At 52.3% G+C, this 16,394-nt stretch carries 12 protein-coding genes; 8 read left to right on the forward strand and 4 right to left on the reverse strand.

Features of this window, described 5'->3' with window-relative positions; all coding sequences use genetic code 11:
• Positions 1 to 30: 30 nt before the first annotated feature.
• Together ACN5NT_RS18630 and ACN5NT_RS18635 are read left to right on the forward strand one after the other, a co-directional pair.
• The gene (locus ACN5NT_RS18630; RefSeq protein WP_136797110.1) at positions 31 to 453 is read left to right on the forward strand and encodes a 4Fe-4S binding protein; all 423 of its coding nucleotides are present in this window, start codon (positions 31 to 33) and stop codon (positions 451 to 453) included.
• On the forward strand, positions 450 to 2,207 hold the full coding sequence (locus ACN5NT_RS18635; protein ID WP_419176435.1) for an aldehyde ferredoxin oxidoreductase N-terminal domain-containing protein: 1,758 nt from the start codon (positions 450 to 452) through the stop codon (positions 2,205 to 2,207). Before ACN5NT_RS18630 ends, ACN5NT_RS18635 begins: the two co-directional genes overlap by 4 nt.
• 118 nt (positions 2,208 to 2,325) lie before the next feature.
• Here ACN5NT_RS18635 and ACN5NT_RS18640 read toward each other — a convergent pair whose 3' ends face one another.
• Together ACN5NT_RS18640 and ACN5NT_RS18645 are read right to left on the reverse strand one after the other, a co-directional pair.
• Positions 2,326 to 3,303 carry a malate dehydrogenase gene (locus ACN5NT_RS18640; protein WP_419176468.1) on the reverse strand — a complete coding sequence of 326 codons (978 nt, stop codon included), beginning with the start codon at positions 3,301 to 3,303 and terminating at the stop codon, positions 2,326 to 2,328.
• Between the two features lie 229 nt (positions 3,304 to 3,532).
• A complete protein-coding gene (locus tag ACN5NT_RS18645; RefSeq protein WP_419176436.1) occupies positions 3,533 to 7,144 on the reverse strand; it encodes a hydantoinase B/oxoprolinase family protein in 3,612 nt (1,203 codons plus the stop codon).
• A gap of 243 nt (positions 7,145 to 7,387) precedes the next feature.
• On the opposite strand from ACN5NT_RS18645, the gene ACN5NT_RS18650 reads away from it, so the two are divergent.
• The 3 genes from ACN5NT_RS18650 (at position 7,388) to ACN5NT_RS18660 (ending at position 10,539) form a co-directional block, all read left to right on the forward strand.
• Positions 7,388 to 8,371, forward strand: coding sequence for a TRAP transporter substrate-binding protein (locus ACN5NT_RS18650; protein WP_419176469.1), 984 nt, complete (start codon positions 7,388 to 7,390; stop codon positions 8,369 to 8,371).
• A 233-nt stretch (positions 8,372 to 8,604) separates the two neighbouring features.
• Positions 8,605 to 9,222: a TRAP transporter small permease gene (locus ACN5NT_RS18655; protein WP_419176437.1), complete on the forward strand. Its 618-nt coding sequence runs from the start codon at positions 8,605 to 8,607 to the stop codon at positions 9,220 to 9,222.
• Positions 9,223 to 9,231: 9 nt separating this feature from the next.
• Positions 9,232 to 10,539 carry a TRAP transporter large permease gene (locus ACN5NT_RS18660; protein WP_419176438.1) on the forward strand — a complete coding sequence of 436 codons (1,308 nt, stop codon included), beginning with the start codon at positions 9,232 to 9,234 and terminating at the stop codon, positions 10,537 to 10,539.
• A 65-nt stretch (positions 10,540 to 10,604) separates the two neighbouring features.
• Here ACN5NT_RS18660 and ACN5NT_RS18665 read toward each other — a convergent pair whose 3' ends face one another.
• Together ACN5NT_RS18665 and ACN5NT_RS18670 are read right to left on the reverse strand one after the other, a co-directional pair.
• Positions 10,605 to 11,393, reverse strand: a complete 789-nt coding sequence (locus tag ACN5NT_RS18665; RefSeq protein ID WP_419176439.1) for a YwqG family protein — start codon at positions 11,391 to 11,393, stop codon at positions 10,605 to 10,607.
• Between the two features lie 62 nt (positions 11,394 to 11,455).
• Entirely contained in the window at positions 11,456 to 11,983 is a 528-nt protein-coding gene (locus ACN5NT_RS18670; protein ID WP_419176440.1) for a winged helix DNA-binding protein, read from the reverse strand.
• Positions 11,984 to 12,537: 554 nt separating this feature from the next.
• Here ACN5NT_RS18670 and ACN5NT_RS18675 point away from each other — a divergent pair.
• The 3 genes from ACN5NT_RS18675 to ACN5NT_RS18685 all read left to right on the forward strand — a co-directional run bounded on the left by ACN5NT_RS18675 (position 12,538) and on the right by ACN5NT_RS18685 (position 16,389).
• The gene (locus tag ACN5NT_RS18675) at positions 12,538 to 13,092 is read left to right on the forward strand and encodes a nuclear transport factor 2 family protein (protein ID WP_136797102.1); all 555 of its coding nucleotides are present in this window, start codon (positions 12,538 to 12,540) and stop codon (positions 13,090 to 13,092) included.
• A 599-nt stretch (positions 13,093 to 13,691) separates the two neighbouring features.
• The gene (locus ACN5NT_RS18680; RefSeq protein WP_419176441.1) at positions 13,692 to 14,165 is read left to right on the forward strand and encodes a pyridoxamine 5'-phosphate oxidase family protein; all 474 of its coding nucleotides are present in this window, start codon (positions 13,692 to 13,694) and stop codon (positions 14,163 to 14,165) included.
• Positions 14,143 to 16,389 carry a PEP/pyruvate-binding domain-containing protein gene (locus tag ACN5NT_RS18685; RefSeq protein ID WP_419176442.1) on the forward strand — a complete coding sequence of 749 codons (2,247 nt, stop codon included), beginning with the start codon at positions 14,143 to 14,145 and terminating at the stop codon, positions 16,387 to 16,389. The genes ACN5NT_RS18680 and ACN5NT_RS18685 overlap by 23 nt, the downstream gene beginning before the upstream one ends.
• Positions 16,390 to 16,394: the final 5 nt, after the last annotated feature.

A 16,394-nucleotide genomic window follows, 5' to 3' on the forward strand; every position in this document is an offset into this window, starting at 1 on the left:
AGAACAATCCTCAATACAGATGAGTTGCTTATGAAACTGTTAACCACACCGAGACTCGATCAGTGTATTGGATGTCATTCCTGCTCATTGGCCTGTGCACGGCTGGTACATCGTCGGCTTTCATGGTCAACTGCGGGAATACGAATAAAGTCCTCAGGCGGTCTTTCAACCGGTTTCCTGGCAATCCGCTGCCTTGCCTGTGACCCGGCGCCTTGTGTCGAAGTCTGTCCAACAGGCGCCTTTAGTCAGCGAAAAGGCGGTGGGGTGGTGGTCAGGAAGAAGCTCTGTATCCGATGCGGAAAATGTGTACCGGCCTGCCCGGTGAATGCCATTTATGAAAACGACCTGGGGGAGGTGTTTGTCTGCATCCACTGCGGGAAATGTGTGGAGTTTTGCCCCCAGAGCTGTCTGGAGATGCGTGAAGCCAGTGAGATCGAGGAGGTGCTGCTATGATGCGCGAACAATTCAGGGTGCTCGTCTACGATCTTTCGTCAGGCAGTGGTCAGTTTGTGGAGCTGGATGGGCGTGACCAGGTGGCGGGTGGCAGCGGCCTGGCGGCGCTGCTCTATATGAAATATGGTCATCCCGATAAACCGTGGCATCATGAGGGACAGCCGCTGATCTTCGCCATCGGGCCTCTGACCGGTTTGTTCCCGTTGATGTCAAAGACAGTCTGCTCCTTTCGTTCCTCCTATCACAACGAGTATACCGAAAGTCATGGTGGTGGCCGCATGGCGCTGGCCCTGCAGTTCTGCAATCTGGATGGACTGGTGATCGTCGGCAAGGCGAAGCGGCTGTCATGTCTCACCGTGGGCGCAAGGGAGCTGGAGCTGAAAGATGTGGAGTTCATGCGGGGGATGAATGCTGAAAATACCGGCAAATTGCTGCGGCGCATGCATGGCAGGTCTTCGGGACATCGCTCCATACTCCGTATCGGTCCGTCCGGGGAGATTGGTTCCGGCATGGCCTGTATCAACGTCGAGACCTATCGGCACTTCGGTCGCATGGGTGGCGGGGCTTCAATGGGGGTTAAGAACCTCAAGGGTATTATCGTCAGCGGAGAAGGTGAGCTGGAACTGACAGCGGGTAAGGAGTACCGGAAAGTTTTTCAAGAGGTGTACTCCAAGGTAACCTCAACCGATATGTTGCGAAAATATCATAACCTGGGAACTGCGGCCAATCTGCAGACGTTGAATGATATCGAAGCATTGCCGTGGCACAACCTCCAGCGAACAAGCCACTCCGAAATCGACAAGGTGACGGGCGCAAAATTCGCAGATGACACTCTGCTGCGTAACGGTGCCTGTGCCGGCTGCCCGGTAGGCTGCATCCACATAGGGTATATCCGGCAAAAAGCCAAGGTGGACAACCGCTATCATTATCATCAGGTCGCCTATGATTATGAGCCGATCTTTGCGGCAGGCACCATGCTCGGAGTTACCGATACCTTTGGGGTGCTGCGGATTCTCGATGAGATTGAGAAGGTGAGTCTCGATGCCATGTCGGCAGGGGTGGCCCTGGCCTGGGCGACTGAGGCTACAGAACGTGGCCTGGTGAGCGAGAAGGAGACCCTGGTTCCCCTGGCTTTTGGAGATGTGTCGGGATATCAGCAGGCGGCTATGCATCTTGGTCGCGGCACCAATGAATTTTACCGCCTGCTCGGCCAGGGGACATTGAAGGCGGGAAAAGAATATGGTGGTGAGGAGTTTGGCTGTGTACTTGGTCAGGAGATGGCGGGCTATGCCACCGGTGAGCTCTATTTTGCCGCCCAGACCCTGGGGTTTCGCCATTCACACCTCGACACCGGTGCCTATAGCTACGAGCAGAAAAACACGGATAAAGATCTGCAGAAGTCGGTGGATTTCCTGATGAACGATGAGCCGGGCAGGGCTTTCCTTACTTCAATGGTCTCCTGCCTCTTTGCCAGATCAATCTATACTGATGAACAGTTGCAGGAGTGTCTGGCCAGTGTTGGCTACGGTGCACTGGCCGGGACAATAGCTGAAACGTCCGAGTATATTCGAGGGCTTCGCTGGAAGGTGCGTAGTGACACCGGTTTTAAGCCTGAGAACTTCTCGGTACCGAAGCGGTTCTACTCTGTTACCACCTGGAAGGGGCCTGTGGATGGGGCGTATCTGGATCAGGTGAAGACTGAATACGGCAGGCGGATTGTGGAGCTGGTTGATGGGTTTGTTGTGAAGGAGTGAAAAGCTGGGGTTGGACGTTGGACGTGGGACGTTGGATGTGGGACAAAGGACAGAAGCAAAAAAGGCGCAGCCCGTGCGGGCCGCGCCTTTTTTCTGCCTGCAAAGAAGAACGGAGATCCTAGAGCATTTCTTTGATTGCTTCGCGCTCAGATACCAGTTCGTCCTCGGTTTTCTTCATCATCTCGCGGCTGAAGTCGCTGATCTCAAGGCCGGTAACTTCTTTCCACTCGCCATTTTCCGTGACGATAGGACGGGAGTAGACGATATCCTCATCAATACCGTAACTGTTGCCTTTAGAGTAAACGCCCATGCTTACCCAGCTGCCGTTTGAGCCGAGGGCCCAGTCGCGCATATGATCGACAGCTGCAGAAGCTGCAGAAGCTGCACTGGAAGCGCCGCGAGCCTTGATGATCGCCGCACCACGCTGCTGAACGGTCGGGATGAAATTTTCTACATACCAGTCGTTGTCGACCTGCTCTTTAACTGCCTTGCCTTTTGCGGTGGCGTAGCTGATGTCGGGATACTGGGTCGCGGAGTGGTTACCCCAAACAACCATCTGCTCGATGTCGGTGGTGGCACAGTCGAGTTTATCGCCGATCTGGGAGAGTGAGCGGTTGTGATCGAGGCGCATCATGGCGGTGATGTTCTTCGGATCCAGATCAGGTGCGTTTTTCAGGGTGATAAGAGCGTTGGTGTTGGCCGGGTTGCCGACTACCAGCACTTTGACGTTGCGGCTGGCGTTATCGTTCAACGCCTTGCCCTGTACTGAGAAGATCTGGGCATTGGCCATCAGCAGATCGCCGCGCTCCATTCCAGGTCCACGAGGACGCGCGCCAACCAGGACTGCGTAGTCAGTGTCCTTGAAGGCAACGTTTGGATCGTCAGTTGCGACGACGCCTGCAACCAGTGGGAAAGCACAGTCTTTCAGCTCCATGACCACACCCTGGAGGGCATCCATTGCGGGTGGGATTTCAAGAAGCTGGAGAATTACAGGCTGATCTTTGCCAAGCATGTCGCCTGCTGCGATACGAAAAATGATGGAATAACTGATCTGGCCTGCTGCACCGGTAATTGCTACGCGTACAGGTGTTTTCATCATTACCTCCGTGGGATGGAAAGTGTTACGTGAAAAATTCACATAATAGCGCCTGAGCGGCAAGGCGGGTTCTGGTTCATTACGCCGGTTGTCGCACTCGTTATAGCGGTCAGGCGGTAACCAAGTTTACAGTAATGCGCCAGCACGATAACACAATGTCCTGTAAGAATCCAGAATGAACCGGGATTCATTCAGGAAAAATATGAATGGCGTTACTAAGGATAATTGATCAGGAGGCTCCGAAGCCCCCGCCTCCCGGAGTTTTTATGACGAATACATCACCTGGCTCCATGCCTGTCTCAGCATTGCCGTCAAGTTTTTCGGTGGAACCATTTTTACGGATAACGCTGTTACACCCGGTGGCTCCATCACACCCTCCGGCCAATCCGTAAGGATGTTCCCGTCGGTGCGAAGAGAGAATGGTAGCAGTCATCTGCTCAAGAAAACGAATTTTCCGGACCACGCCATCGCCGCCACAATACCTGCCAGTGCCACCTGAATTTCTGCGGATTGAAAACTCGTCAATACGTACCGGAAAGCGCCACTCAACCACTTCGGGGTCTGTCATGCGGGTGTTGGTCATATGACTGTGTACCGCACTGGTGCCGTGGTGATCGGGCCCTGCGCCGGTGCCGCCGCAAATTGTTTCATAATTCTGCACCTTCTCATTGCCATAGACAAAGTTGTTCATGGTACCCTGGGAAGAGGCGAGAACACCCAGCGCGCTGAAAAGAGCATCGGTGATCGCCTGGCTCACCTCGGTGTTGCCGGAGATGACGGCCGCGGGGTAGCTCGGGCTGATCATGGTGCCGTCGGGGATTATGATCTTCAGCGGTTTCAGACACCCTTCATTTAACGGGATATTATCTTCAACCAGAGTTCTGAACACATAGAGTACAGCGGCTTTGCACACGGCGGTCGGGGCGTTGTAGTTGCCTGCAGACTGCGGTGAGGTGCCGGTGAAATCGATTGTGGCCTCCCGGTTGGCGCGATTCACTGTAACCTTCACTTCTATTCTGGCCCCGTCATCCATGGGGTAGCTGAATGCCCCGTCTTGTAATACGTCGAGCACTCTGCGGACGGACTCCTCGGCATTATCCTGTACATGGCGCATGTAGGCATGCACCACGTCAAGAGAAAAGGTGTCAACCATTCGGCGCAGCTCCCTTTCTCCTGTGGCGTTGGCGGCGATCTGGGCAGCCAGGTCCGCCATATTCTGTTCAATGTTTCGACAGGGATAGCGACCTGAAGAAAGCAGTTTTCTGGTCTCTTCGTCTTGCAATTTCCCTGACCGTACCAGGAGAAAGTTGTCGATAAGCACGCCTTCTTCTTCAATATGCTGAGAATCCGGAGGGGAGGAGCCGGGGGTCCGGCCACCGATATCCGCGTGGTGTCCCCTGGAGCCCACATAAAAGAGCACTTTGTCGCCAGTGTCATTGAAAACGGGGGTTATCACGGTGACGTCGGGAAGGTGGGTGCCGCCATTGTATGGGGCGTTCAGCATGTAGACGTCGCCTGTTTGCATGGTGCCGCTGTTTTCCCTGATGACCGTCTTGACGGACTCGCCCATTGAACCGAGGTGCACGGGGACATGCGGGGCATTGGCCACCAGGTTGCCGTCTGCATCGAATAGGGCGCAGGAGAAGTCAAGCCGCTCCTTGATGTTGACGGAGTAGGAAGTGTTGGCCAGGGTCGCTCCCATCTGCTCAGCGATGGACATAAAGAGGTTGTTAAATACCTCAAGCATTACCGGATCAACGGTGGTGCCGATTGCCTCGACTTTCCTGCGCGCGATATACCGCTTGAGAATAAGGTGCTGACGGGTGTTGAGCGTGGCCTGCCAGCCTTCTTCTACCACCACGGTGCCGGTTGATTCTGCAATAATGGCAGGGCCATTGATCACATGCCCGGGCAGCATCCGGTCCCGCTCGTAAAGTGGGGTCCGGTGAGCTTTGCCGTCACTGAAGATTTCCACCTCGTCTGTTGCCACAAGGTCTTCCGTGGCTTTACTGGTTGTTTCAGGGTCAAGGGTCGGCTCATTGATGCCTATTGCTTCAACGGAAATGGCTTCAATCACCAGTCCGCGGTTTTCGGCAATGAAACCGAAACGCTTTTTATGGGCGCGTTCAAAGGCGTCCTGCATCTGCTTGATGGTGCCGCAATCCACGAGCAGGGCAGTGTCTGTGCCTTCATAGCGAAGGTGGGTTTTCAGTACAATGGAGATATTGGCCGCATCGACACCCTGGCTGATAACTTCTGTGCGCGCCTCTTCGATCAGCGGTCTGGCGGCTTCTCTGGCTATGGATTCAGCATTGGCATCAAATGGCTGCTCCACCTGTTTTTCCCGCATGGATCTGATGTCGGCCAATCCCATGCCGTAGGCGGAAAGTACCCCCGCATATGGATGGAGAAATACCTGTTGCATCCCCAGGGCATCGGCCACCAGGCAGGCGTGCTGGCCACCGGCTCCGCCAAAACAGTTGAGGGTGTAGTGGGTTATGTCATAGCCTCGCTGAACCGAGATTTTCTTGATGGCATTGGCCATGTTTTCGACAGCAATGCGCAGGAACCCCTCTGCAACCTGCTCCGGTGTGTGGAGGGCTGCCCCGGTGGCCGCGGCGATTGATTCCGCCAGGCGGCTGAAACCTTCGACGACTGCCTCCCGGTCCAGGGGCTGGTCGGCTGTGAGGCCGAAGACTTTGGGGAAGTGTGCGGGCTGAATCTTGCCAAGCATGACGTTGCAGTCGGTCACTGTCAATGGGCCACCACGCCGGTAACAGGCCGGGCCTGGATTGGCCCCTGCGGATTCCGGCCCAACCCGATATCTTGAGCCGTCGAAATGGAGTATTGAACCACCGCCGGCGGCAACGGTATGGATGTGCATCATCGGCGCACGCATTCGAATGCCGGCCACCATAGTTTCGAAGCTGCGCTCGTATTCGCCGTCGTAGTGGGCCACGTCGGTGGAGGTGCCACCCATGTCGAAGCCGATGAGGCGGGTCAGCCCGCTCATGGCGGCGGTACGTGTCATTCCCACCACGCCACCGGCAGGGCCGGAGAGAATGGCGTCTTTGCCCTGGAAATAATTGGCGTCGGTAAGGCCTCCGTTTGACTGCATGAACATCAGGCGGGGGCCATTTCCGTCGTTTATGTTAAGCTGGTTTGCCACCTGGTTGACATATCGGCGCAGAATGGGCGAAAGGTACGCGTCGACGACTGTGGTGTCGCCTCGGGAGACCAGCTTGATCAACGGGCTGACTTCATGGCTGACAGAGATCTGCTCAAAGCCGATCTCGCCGGCTATTTTCGAAAGGAGCTGTTCATGCTCCGGGTAGCGATAGCCGTGCATGAGGACAATTGCGACAGAACGGATTCCTTCATCATACGCTGCCTGAAAGTCCTCTCTGGCCTGTTGCCGGTCCAGTTCGATCAGGCACAGACCGTCTGCCCCGATGCGCTCGACAATCTCAACACTTTTTTCATAGAGCATTTCCGGCAAGACGATGTGGCGTGCGAAGAGGTCCGGCCTGCTCTGGTAGCCGATGCGAAGAGCGTCGCCAAAGCCCCGGGTAATAGCCAGCAGGGTGCGCTCACCTTTACGTTCCAGAAGAGCATTGGTGGCAACTGTGGTGCCCATTTTGACATGTTCAATAGACTTGGACGGCAGCGGGGCGTCTGTGGGTATCTGCATGAGATCCCGTATGCCCTGAATTGCTGCATCTTTATAGTTCTCCGGGTTTTCGGAGAGCAGTTTGTGGCTTACCAGGGTGCCGTCCGGACGTTTCGCAACGATGTCGGTGAAGGTGCCACCTCGATCGATCCAGATTTGCCATTGTGGCATGGTTCCGCTCCTGTTTGGGTTTGATCTAAAAAATTAATATATCGACTAATATGGTTAATTCGATTACAAATTCGTTATATAAATATATTTTTTATCGACAAAATGTCAACGTTATGGAATGATGTCAATATCGTATTGAAAAGTCAATGTAAATCTTGCAATATTGTAACTCCTGCGGATTCCTCGCAGGGGCCACCACTCCGTTCGGGGTGAAAATCAATTCAGGAGGAGAGAACGATGAAGATGCGTAAGACACTGATGTCCGCCCTGTCTGGAATGGCGGTAGCTGTGGGCATGACGGGACTGGTTGCGACTGCACAGGCAACAACCTGGGATATGCCGACGCCATATCCGGATAAGACCTTCCATACCCAGAATATTTTGCAGTTTTCCAAAGATGTGGAGGCGGCAACGGGTGGGGAGCTGAAAATCAAAATTCATTCTGCAGGGTCGCTCTTTAAACATCCGGAGATCAAGAACGCTGTACGTGGCGGACAGGTACCCATCGGCGAATTTTTTCTTTCCCTGCTCTCCAACGAGCATGCGGTATTCGGGGCAGATTCCCAGCCTTTTCTGGCGACAAACTACGATGAGGCGGCAAAACTCTGGAACAGCCAGCGCCCTGAAGTTGCCAAGCTGTTGGACAAACAGGGCCTGATGCCGCTGTTCTCTGTACCCTGGCCACCACAGGGGCTGTACACCAATAAAGAGATCAAGACTGTAGATGACCTCAAGGGTATTAAGTTCAGAGCATATAACGCGATGCTTGAGAGTTTCGCCAATAAAGTTGGTGCGGCACCGACCCAGGTCGAAGTCCCTGATATCCCACAGGCATTTGCCACGGGCCGGGTTGAGGCGATGATCACTTCACCATCAACTGGTGCCAACTCCAAGGCCTGGGATTTTATTTCCCATTTCACCGATATTCAGGCCTGGGTACCGAAGAATATTGTCGTGGTCAGTAAAAAAGCTTTTCGCAAGCTCGATAAACCTACCCAGGAAGCTGTCCTGGCCGCAGCGGCAGAAGCAGAGTTGCGCGGTCTTGCCATGAGCAAGAAAGAGACCGAAGAGAAAATAAAGATCCTGAAGGATAACGGGGTCATCATCGTTGCTCCGAGCCCGGAACTGATGGCTGGTCTGAAAGAGGTCGGCAAAGAAATGCTGGTTGACTGGAAGCAGGACGCCGGTGCAGAGGGTGAGGCTGTGCTGAGTCATTATCGGCAGTAACTTTTTCGGTAAAGTAGAAGAAGTTTTTTTGAAAACCCGGCTGCATCCCTGTTTTATAAAATGTTGCCGGGTTAATTTGTATTTTTTATCAGTGCAGAGTTTATCGCATGGGTTGTTCCCCATGGCTGTCCGTATCGGGCACATTTGGCGAGCATTTCAACTATAAAACGAAAACGTTGGATTGACCGGCGAGGTAAATGCTCTGACTAAGATTTTCCAGTGAGGTAAGGGAGATGGTACGTAACTGGTTGAACCGGCTTTACACGACAAGCGGCTGGCTGGCGGCCTTCTTTGTCGCCGCGATATGTCTATTGGTCGTGGCACAGGTGATGCTCAATCTCATCGATCGTATCTGTACAGTGATGACTGGCTCAGCCATTGGTCTCACCATTCCCTCCTATGCCGACTTCACCGGTTTTTTTCTGGCTGCGGCTTCGTTTCTGGCGCTGGCCCATACCCTGCGTGAGGGGGATCATATCAGGGTAACGCTGCTGATAAGTAACCTGCCGGGAAAAATCAGGCGAATCGCTGAGTTCTGGTGTCTTGGCGTTGCTGCCGGCATCTCTATCTATTTCAGTTACTACATGGCACTTCTTACCTGGGAATCCTGGAGTTACAACGATCTTTCAGCTGGCCTCGTCGCGGTTCCAATCTGGATTCCCCAGTGTGGGATGCTGATTGGTTTGCTGGTGCTGACCATCGCGGTTATCGATGAGTTTATCGAAGTGCTCATGGGGAGGGCACCAAGCTATTCGAAGAAAAAAGGGCCGCAGAAGGGTGAAGAAGTTTCAGAGCATGGGGAGAGTACCCCTGTCGACTCGAAAACCTGTTTGCAAAAGGAAGGGAGCTGAGAGGTCGTTATGTCGGAATTATCGATGATTGTGTTGTTGCTGCTGGTACTTTTTGCGCTTCTGGGCAGCGGCATCTGGGTTGCTTTCTCGCTGCTGGCGGTCGGTATGACCGGCATGGCAATATTCACGGAGGCACCCGTCGGTGAGGTGCTGGCCACAACGGTCTGGGGTGCGTCGAACAGCTGGGCACTGGCCGCATTACCGCTTTTTATCTGGATGGGTGAGATTCTTTTTCGTTCCAGATTGTCAGAGGATATGTTTAGTGGCCTGTCCCCCTGGTTGTCAAAACTTCCGGGCAGATTGCTTCATGTCAATATTCTCGGCTGTGGAATCTTTGCAGCAGTCTCCGGGTCATCCGCCGCTACTGCCGCCACCATCGGCAAGATGTCTATCCCGGAGCTTTCAAGGCGCGGCTATCCCGAGAAGATGATTATCGGCACCCTGGCAGGTTCAGCAACCCTTGGCCTGTTGATCCCACCATCCATTATCCTGATTGTGTACGGGGTCGCGACGGAACAGTCCATAGCCCGACTTTTTATTGCAGGGCTCCTGCCCGGTTTGATGCTGGTGGCACTTTTTATTGGTTATGTGGCTACCTGGTCGCTGCTCAACCGTCAGGCCATCCCGGTCGGAGAGTGTGAAGCAGACCTGCCGTTGGCAGAGAAGTTCAGACGGTCGAAAGGCTTGATCCCAGTGGTGCTGCTGATTGGCGGGGTCATCGGCTCCATCTACTCCGGCATTGCCTCGCCAACTGATGCTGCTGCGGTCGGGGTGGTGCTGGCGCTGGTTCTCTCGTGGCACTCGGGAACCTTGAGTAAACAGACGTTTTTTGATGGCTTGCTCGGTGCCACCAGAACTTCATGCATGATCGCTTTTATTCTGGCGGGTGCTGCCTTTCTTACGGTTGCCATGGGTTTTACGGGTATACCGAAAATGCTGGCAAGCTGGATCGGTACCATGGGCCTGTCGCCCTATGCCCTGCTGGGAGCGCTGACTATCTTTTTCATCGTCCTTGGCTGTTTTCTGGATGGCATCTCGGTGGTGGTGTTAACCACATCGGTGATTATGCCCATGGTGGAGCAGGCTGGAATCGATCCGCTCTGGTTCGGTATTTTTGTGGTGATCGTGGTGGAAATGTCCCAGATTACCCCTCCCGTCGGTTTCAACCTGTTCGTGATTCAGGGGCAGACCGGGATGAATATCCTACGGGTTGCGGTTGCAGCCTTACCGTTTTTCCTGCTGCTTCTGCTGGCGTTGGGCATAATTGTGGTTGTCCCGGAGATTGTCACGATCCTGCCTGATATGATGGGGCGCTGAGGAGAATGGCTCTGGAGTGGGTGGGGTGCAAACCTGGATTTAACCGGGAAATTAAATTTTTCCGGTTAGCTGCATTGCAAGATCATCCAGGTATTAGAGAAATTGCACGCCCTCGCTTCTCGCTCTCTGACCCAGAAGTAGAGCATTCCCAGGTCACCCCACATAACTCCTATATCATCATCGGAGTCAAACTGAAAAATCAGTCGCCAGTCATTTTCCTGTCCAAGTAGATGCATAGCCTTTTGGGAAGTGTATCCCTCGGGTGAACCGCAATCTACGCCACCGCTTACGAGTTGGCATTCTTCTTCCATGTTGTCATCCTGGATAGGTGATGGATAGCCACCGATTTGATGACGAGGTTTATCTCCGTAGTGCTCTTCAATGAATTCAAAGTAGTCGTCATCGTCATCCTCAGACAGACCTGCTTCTGCAAAGTCAACTCTCTGGCCATGTGGGTAACTGACAAGAATTTCTGACATGAGGTATTTAATAGATGGTGCGCTCTGGTCGTCATTCAGGTCATTTGGCAATTCCTGATGATGAAGGTCTTGAGCACCATTCTCATACAATATAGCCCAGCCGCCTCGATCATAGGGGTCGAATCCCCAGGGCCACTGGTCAAGCTCATAGAAAAACAATAATCGACCGCTGTCCGGCAGCCAATCAACAACTTTTTCACGGTTCAGTTCGCCAAGATCCAATTGAGCTATAAATCCGAGAGGCTTATTGTTTTTGCGAGGCCAATTGATTGACGAACGTACCAGTGGTCTTCCTCCAAGAAAACTGGCAGTTTCCTTTTCGGAAGTAACAAGTCGCAGGCATTTTTGACTCAGCTTTTCGGTATCTTCGATCATTAGGAGATCACTGGTATACCAGGCTGATACAGGAGTGGGGGATAGTGCTGACCTGCTGATCTTTACAATGAAGAAGCAGCCCTGGAAGCCTGATCGTAAATGCCGGACATCAGGCGTAGCAGCGCTGCGGCCTGACTCATCTCATCATTTTCCTGATCCATTGCCCGGTACGTCGAGGTGAGACATTTCTCCCGAATTTTTCTATACTGCGCGCACGCGGCATCGCCTTCTTCAGTGGCAAAATAAAAAATCTCCTTCCCTCGTTTCTCCCGGCCTACCAGACCTGCCTTAACCAGTTTTTTGAGCGAGTAATTCACCGTGTGATGATCCTCGACATGGAGCACGAAGCAAATATCTATCAATCGCTTTTCGCGTTTACGGTGATTGACGTTGTGGAGCACCAGGATATCCAACGGACTGAAATCCACATATCCGGCGGCGCTCATGCAGCGCATCATCCAGCGGGCGAAGGCGTTATATGAGATGATCATGCCATATTCAAACTCACTGAGCTGCCAGCTGTCAGGGGAGGCGAGATGCTCTGAGGATACAATTGGGGTGGGTTCTTCCTGGTCTTTACTCTCTGTCATGATGTTGGCAAGGTTGAATGGTTAGGAGTATTAAGGTTAAGGAATCAGACTCAATTCATAACATGTTTCTGAAAATTTCTGAAGAGAAGATGGAGCGTAACTGGTGAGGCGAGCGGCGCGCGGCGTGGCGGCTTGGCAAGTGGTTTCTCCATGATTCGATCTGATATTAACATCCAGGGAGGTTAGATCGAACCTACCGTAGTGTCGATAAAAGGAAACCTGAGATTTACGGGAAAAGTGTCAATTAGCAGTTTTACTTAAAAGCGTAACTATTGGTAATGGACTTCTATCGCCAGCCTTATGGTGTACCACCGTGTCTCATTGACATGGTTCAGAGCCCAGAGGTACCATGAATTCAACTACAATTAAGGTTTTCCAATTTTGATAAAGCCAAACCTGTTGCAAGGTAGGTTAATGAACTCCATGGGTCTTAACAGGGAGCAGGGGTACTTTTCAACACGAGGTAGCTCTTGCTTGAAGATGCCATTTTTTTATGGTGCCTAGAAGAACACAATTACTTAAAATTCATCACCACAAGAAGTGGGAGGCAAAAAATGAAGACTTTCATCAGAACGTCCGCAGTGCTCGCTTGCATCATGCTTTTGCCTATGATGGCCAGTGCGGAAAGTAATTCGAGTCAACTCAATCGTATGCGACTGGAAAATGGACGTGCGCTCGTCGAAGTGGATTCCGTGAATTGGTCAACCGTAGTGCCCTATTACACCAATGACATTGAATACCATGATCCGATTGTAACAATCCAGGGCATCGATGAGATGACGGAATTCCTCTCGAGATTGTTTACGAGTTCCCCCAATCTAGTCACTACGGTTGAAGACGAGATTTGCATTGATGACACATACACGGCTGCCTGGACGATGACCGGTTATTTCAACGGAGTGCCCTATACTGCTAAAGGCATGTCGATCATCAAATTCCGCCCCAAAGAAAGTCAGGCGTATTATCAGAGGGACTACTATTCAGAAGGTGATATTATGATCAATATCACGGGTGGTTTTGCCGAGCCGGTTGAAGCTTTCAGGCAATACTACAGGTGCGCCGTGGATCCCGATCCCGCGTTCGTTTGCCCCTTCTACACCATAGAGTAAGCGGCTTAGGGAAAGGTAGAGAGGGAATCCACTGGGGGAGATGAGCACCCAGGTAGAAAATACCTGGGTACGAACTTCGCCAGCCCAACGGTCAACTGTAACACGTCGTTCGAAAAATGCGGGTGGTTGAAGAGTCTCCGCCCCACAAGCATCGAATCACCTGTTGTTATAGTAACTCCCATGATCGAAGCCGCCTTTGCCAACATCATCCCTCTAAGCAAAATTGCAATTTGGTTACCAGGCGTAGGATAACTTTATCTGTACATCTCTTAACGATAAAGTTGCCTGCACCGATTAGACCTTACAACTGCGAGCCGGTTTTCGAAGACGGGGCCCTGAACAATGACCATCTTTTAGTGCCAATGATCTGGCTGCCATCCATGCATTTATCTTTTCAGGTTTAGTCATAGTTGATTCCTCCAGTGGCATAACAAGAGCATGAGGGTAGGTGGGGGGAGCAGCGATCACCGGTGGAGCTGTCATTGCACGACTTATGACCAACCGCCACCAAAGATGCCTGACAAATATCTGTCCCTTCTGTGGAGTTCTTTGTACAATTGAAATGATCAGGGCTGACATCTTTTCAAGGGGGAGAGCGGATGCAATCAGGAGAAACGGATGTACGTGAGAGAATAATTCAGGTTCTGGAGAGTCAGCAGCTGGGAGTGCTGGCCACCCAGCGCAACGGGCAGCCTTATACAAGCCTCATGGCCTTTGCCCATACTCCGGACCTGACCAGGATAGTGGTGGCGACAGGACGTGCGACCAGAAAACACACCAATCTGCTTGAGCAGTCCCGGGTCTCTTTACTTATCGATACCCGGTCGAATACTGAAAAGGATTTTCATGCAGCGGCTGCGGTAACGGTAATTGGTGAGGTGGTAAAATTGTCTGAGGAGGAGCAGCAGACCTATCAAAGCCTCTATCTCCGTCACCACCCATATCTGGAACGGTTTGTAGAAGCTCCAAGTACCACGATGTTGTTGATAAAAGTTCGTCATTATCTGATAGTCAATCGATTTCAGAATGTTATGGAGCTGCACTTAAGTGATGAAACAGATATTTTTGCTTGATACCAAAGATCAGTTATTCGCAAAAGATGTGGGCGGCAAAGCTCTGGCGCTGGCAAAGCTGCTTAATGCCGGAGAGCTGTTGCCGAAAACTGCCTGTCTTACCACGGCAGCATATAAGGAGTTTCTGGAGATTAATCGTTTAAGCGAAAAAATACAGATGGAGCTGAACACCAAGGAGTTCAGTGACATGCGCTGGGAGGAGATCTGGGACATTTCGTTGCGTATCCGTCAATTTTTCCTGGCCACCAGTTTGCCGCGTACACTTGCTTCAACTATACACGATTTCGTTCGAACTGAGTTTGGAGAGGTTCCACTGGCCGTGCGCTCTTCGGCCACGGAGGAAGATGGCAGCACAGCATCATTTGCAGGCCTTCATGAATCGTATCTGAATATACGCTCCCAGGACCAGTTAGAGCGGGCTATACGAAAAGTGTGGGCCTCTCTCTGGTCTGATAAGGCTTTACTCTACCGCCAGGAGTTGCAGTTGGCTGTGGGCTCCAGCGCCATGGCCATTGTCATTCAGGAGTTATTGCCAAGTTCATGTGCGGGCGTGGGCTTTACCCATGATCCGATGGATAGCAACCGTATGGTAATCGAGGCGGTCCATGGTCTGAACCAGGGACTGGTCGATGGTGAGGTACCGCCGGACAGGTTCCAGGTCAACCGGGAGGATTATAGCCTCGTTGCCCATATTCCCCCTGAGAAGAGGGAAAAATATGTCATAGCTGACCAGAGCGAGAGGGAAGGAGTTGAAATTGCGGTGTTGCCGCCGGAGTTGGCTGAGCAAAAACCACTGGACATTGAGGGATTAGAGATCCTGGTTCAGGCCATGGATCGGCTTGAAAAAACGTTCGAAACACCTTTGGACATAGAGTGGTGCCGGGTAGAAGGCCAGTTGTATATTCTCCAGGCAAGGCCCATTACGGCTATTTCTGACGACAGAACCGATCGAAGGGCGTGGTATCTGAGCCTTCACAGGAGTTTTCAGAATCTCCAGGGGCTATGGCAGGTAATTGAAAAACAGATGTTGCCTCAAATGGAAGATGATTGGAGAGAAATGGCTGCTGTTAACCTGCCTGGCAGCTCTGATAATGAACTTGCCGGGATAATCAGGCACAGGTTTGAGCGGGTATCCTATTGGAGTAAACGCTATTGGGATGACTGCATTCCCTTTGCTCACGGAATTCGCCTTTTTGGGGAAATATTCAACGAGGTGATGGCGCCGGCAGACCCATATCTGTTTGTCTCCCTGCTGAGTGGCGAGGAGATGCTCAGTACCAAAAGAAATGCCATGCTGAAAAAGCTGGCAAGTATGGTTCGTGCCCATCCGCAGATTCAGAGCCAGTTCAATACTGGAGGATTTGCAGGGATAGAAGACGAACGCTTTTGCAGCGAACTTGAAAAGGTGGAAAGCATCTTCGGTAATTTTTTTATTCAGCAAAACATCGGCAGCAGAGACTCGCGGGACAATCTGGTGAAAGTTATTTTGCAATATGCCACGCTTGAAAACGATAAAATTGATGATCGCGCATCAACCCGGAGGAACCTTGAGAATCAATTTCTCTCAAAAATCGGGGAGACGACCTTGAACATTGATGGTGAGCAACTGCTCTCGCTGGCCAGGGCAAGTTACCGGATGCGCGATGACGACAATATCTATATGGGCAAGATTGAGCAGCAACTTTCCCTGGCAGTAGCAGAAGGCCGCAGTCGACTTGCCACCAGAGGAATGGCAGAGATCCTGGCAACTCCGGAAGAAATTGCCGCCCTCCTTGCCGGTGAACAGGTGGAGTTGATCAGGCCGGCTGGGAAAAAGCCTGAAAAAGCAGAAGAAAGCAGCAAAATTAGATTGGCAAAAGAGACGGGGCCTTTGATCCGGGCCAGGCAACTGCAAGGCCAGCCTGCGTCACGCGGCTTTTGCCGTGGTAGAGCCAGAGTCATAGAGCGACCGGAGCAGATGCCGGAATTCAAGGTTGGCGAGGTGCTGGTCGTGGACAGCATTGATCCCAATATGACGTTTCTGGCACCGCTGGCCCTGGGGATCGTGGAGCGACGGGGAGGGATGCTTATCCACGGAGCCATCATCGCAAGGGAGTATGGAATCCCGTGCGTTACCGGTGTGTCAGCTGTTCTGCGTTATATACGTACAGGTGATATGGTCACGGTGGACGGCTATCTGGGGCTGGTGATTGTCGACAGGGACACAGATAGCCCGGAAAAATAATCAGA

It is taken from the genome of Desulfosediminicola sp., assembly GCF_048381775.1.
GTDB classification, from domain to species: domain Bacteria; phylum Desulfobacterota; class Desulfobulbia; order Desulfobulbales; family Desulfocapsaceae; genus Desulfopila; species Desulfopila ganghwensis.

Coding starts and splice junctions, on each gene's coding strand:
- ACN5NT_RS18645 (WP_419176436.1), bottom strand. CDS start 7,144: ATGCCACAATGGCAAATCTGGATCGATCGAGGTGGCACCTTCACCGAC.
- ACN5NT_RS18665 (WP_419176439.1), bottom strand. CDS start 11,393: ATGATCGAAGATACCGAAAAGCTGAGTCAAAAATGCCTGCGACTTGTT.
- ACN5NT_RS18680 (WP_419176441.1), top strand. CDS start 13,692: ATGCAATCAGGAGAAACGGATGTACGTGAGAGAATAATTCAGGTTCTG.
- ACN5NT_RS18630 (WP_136797110.1), top strand. CDS start 31: ATGAAACTGTTAACCACACCGAGACTCGATCAGTGTATTGGATGTCAT.
- ACN5NT_RS18640 (WP_419176468.1), bottom strand. CDS start 3,303: ATGAAAACACCTGTACGCGTAGCAATTACCGGTGCAGCAGGCCAGATC.
- ACN5NT_RS18650 (WP_419176469.1), top strand. CDS start 7,388: ATGCGTAAGACACTGATGTCCGCCCTGTCTGGAATGGCGGTAGCTGTG.
- ACN5NT_RS18670 (WP_419176440.1), bottom strand. CDS start 11,983: ATGACAGAGAGTAAAGACCAGGAAGAACCCACCCCAATTGTATCCTCA.
- ACN5NT_RS18675 (WP_136797102.1), top strand. CDS start 12,538: ATGAAGACTTTCATCAGAACGTCCGCAGTGCTCGCTTGCATCATGCTT.
- ACN5NT_RS18685 (WP_419176442.1), top strand. CDS start 14,143: ATGAAACAGATATTTTTGCTTGATACCAAAGATCAGTTATTCGCAAAA.
- ACN5NT_RS18635 (WP_419176435.1), top strand. CDS start 450: ATGATGCGCGAACAATTCAGGGTGCTCGTCTACGATCTTTCGTCAGGC.
- ACN5NT_RS18660 (WP_419176438.1), top strand. CDS start 9,232: ATGTCGGAATTATCGATGATTGTGTTGTTGCTGCTGGTACTTTTTGCG.
- ACN5NT_RS18655 (WP_419176437.1), top strand. CDS start 8,605: ATGGTACGTAACTGGTTGAACCGGCTTTACACGACAAGCGGCTGGCTG.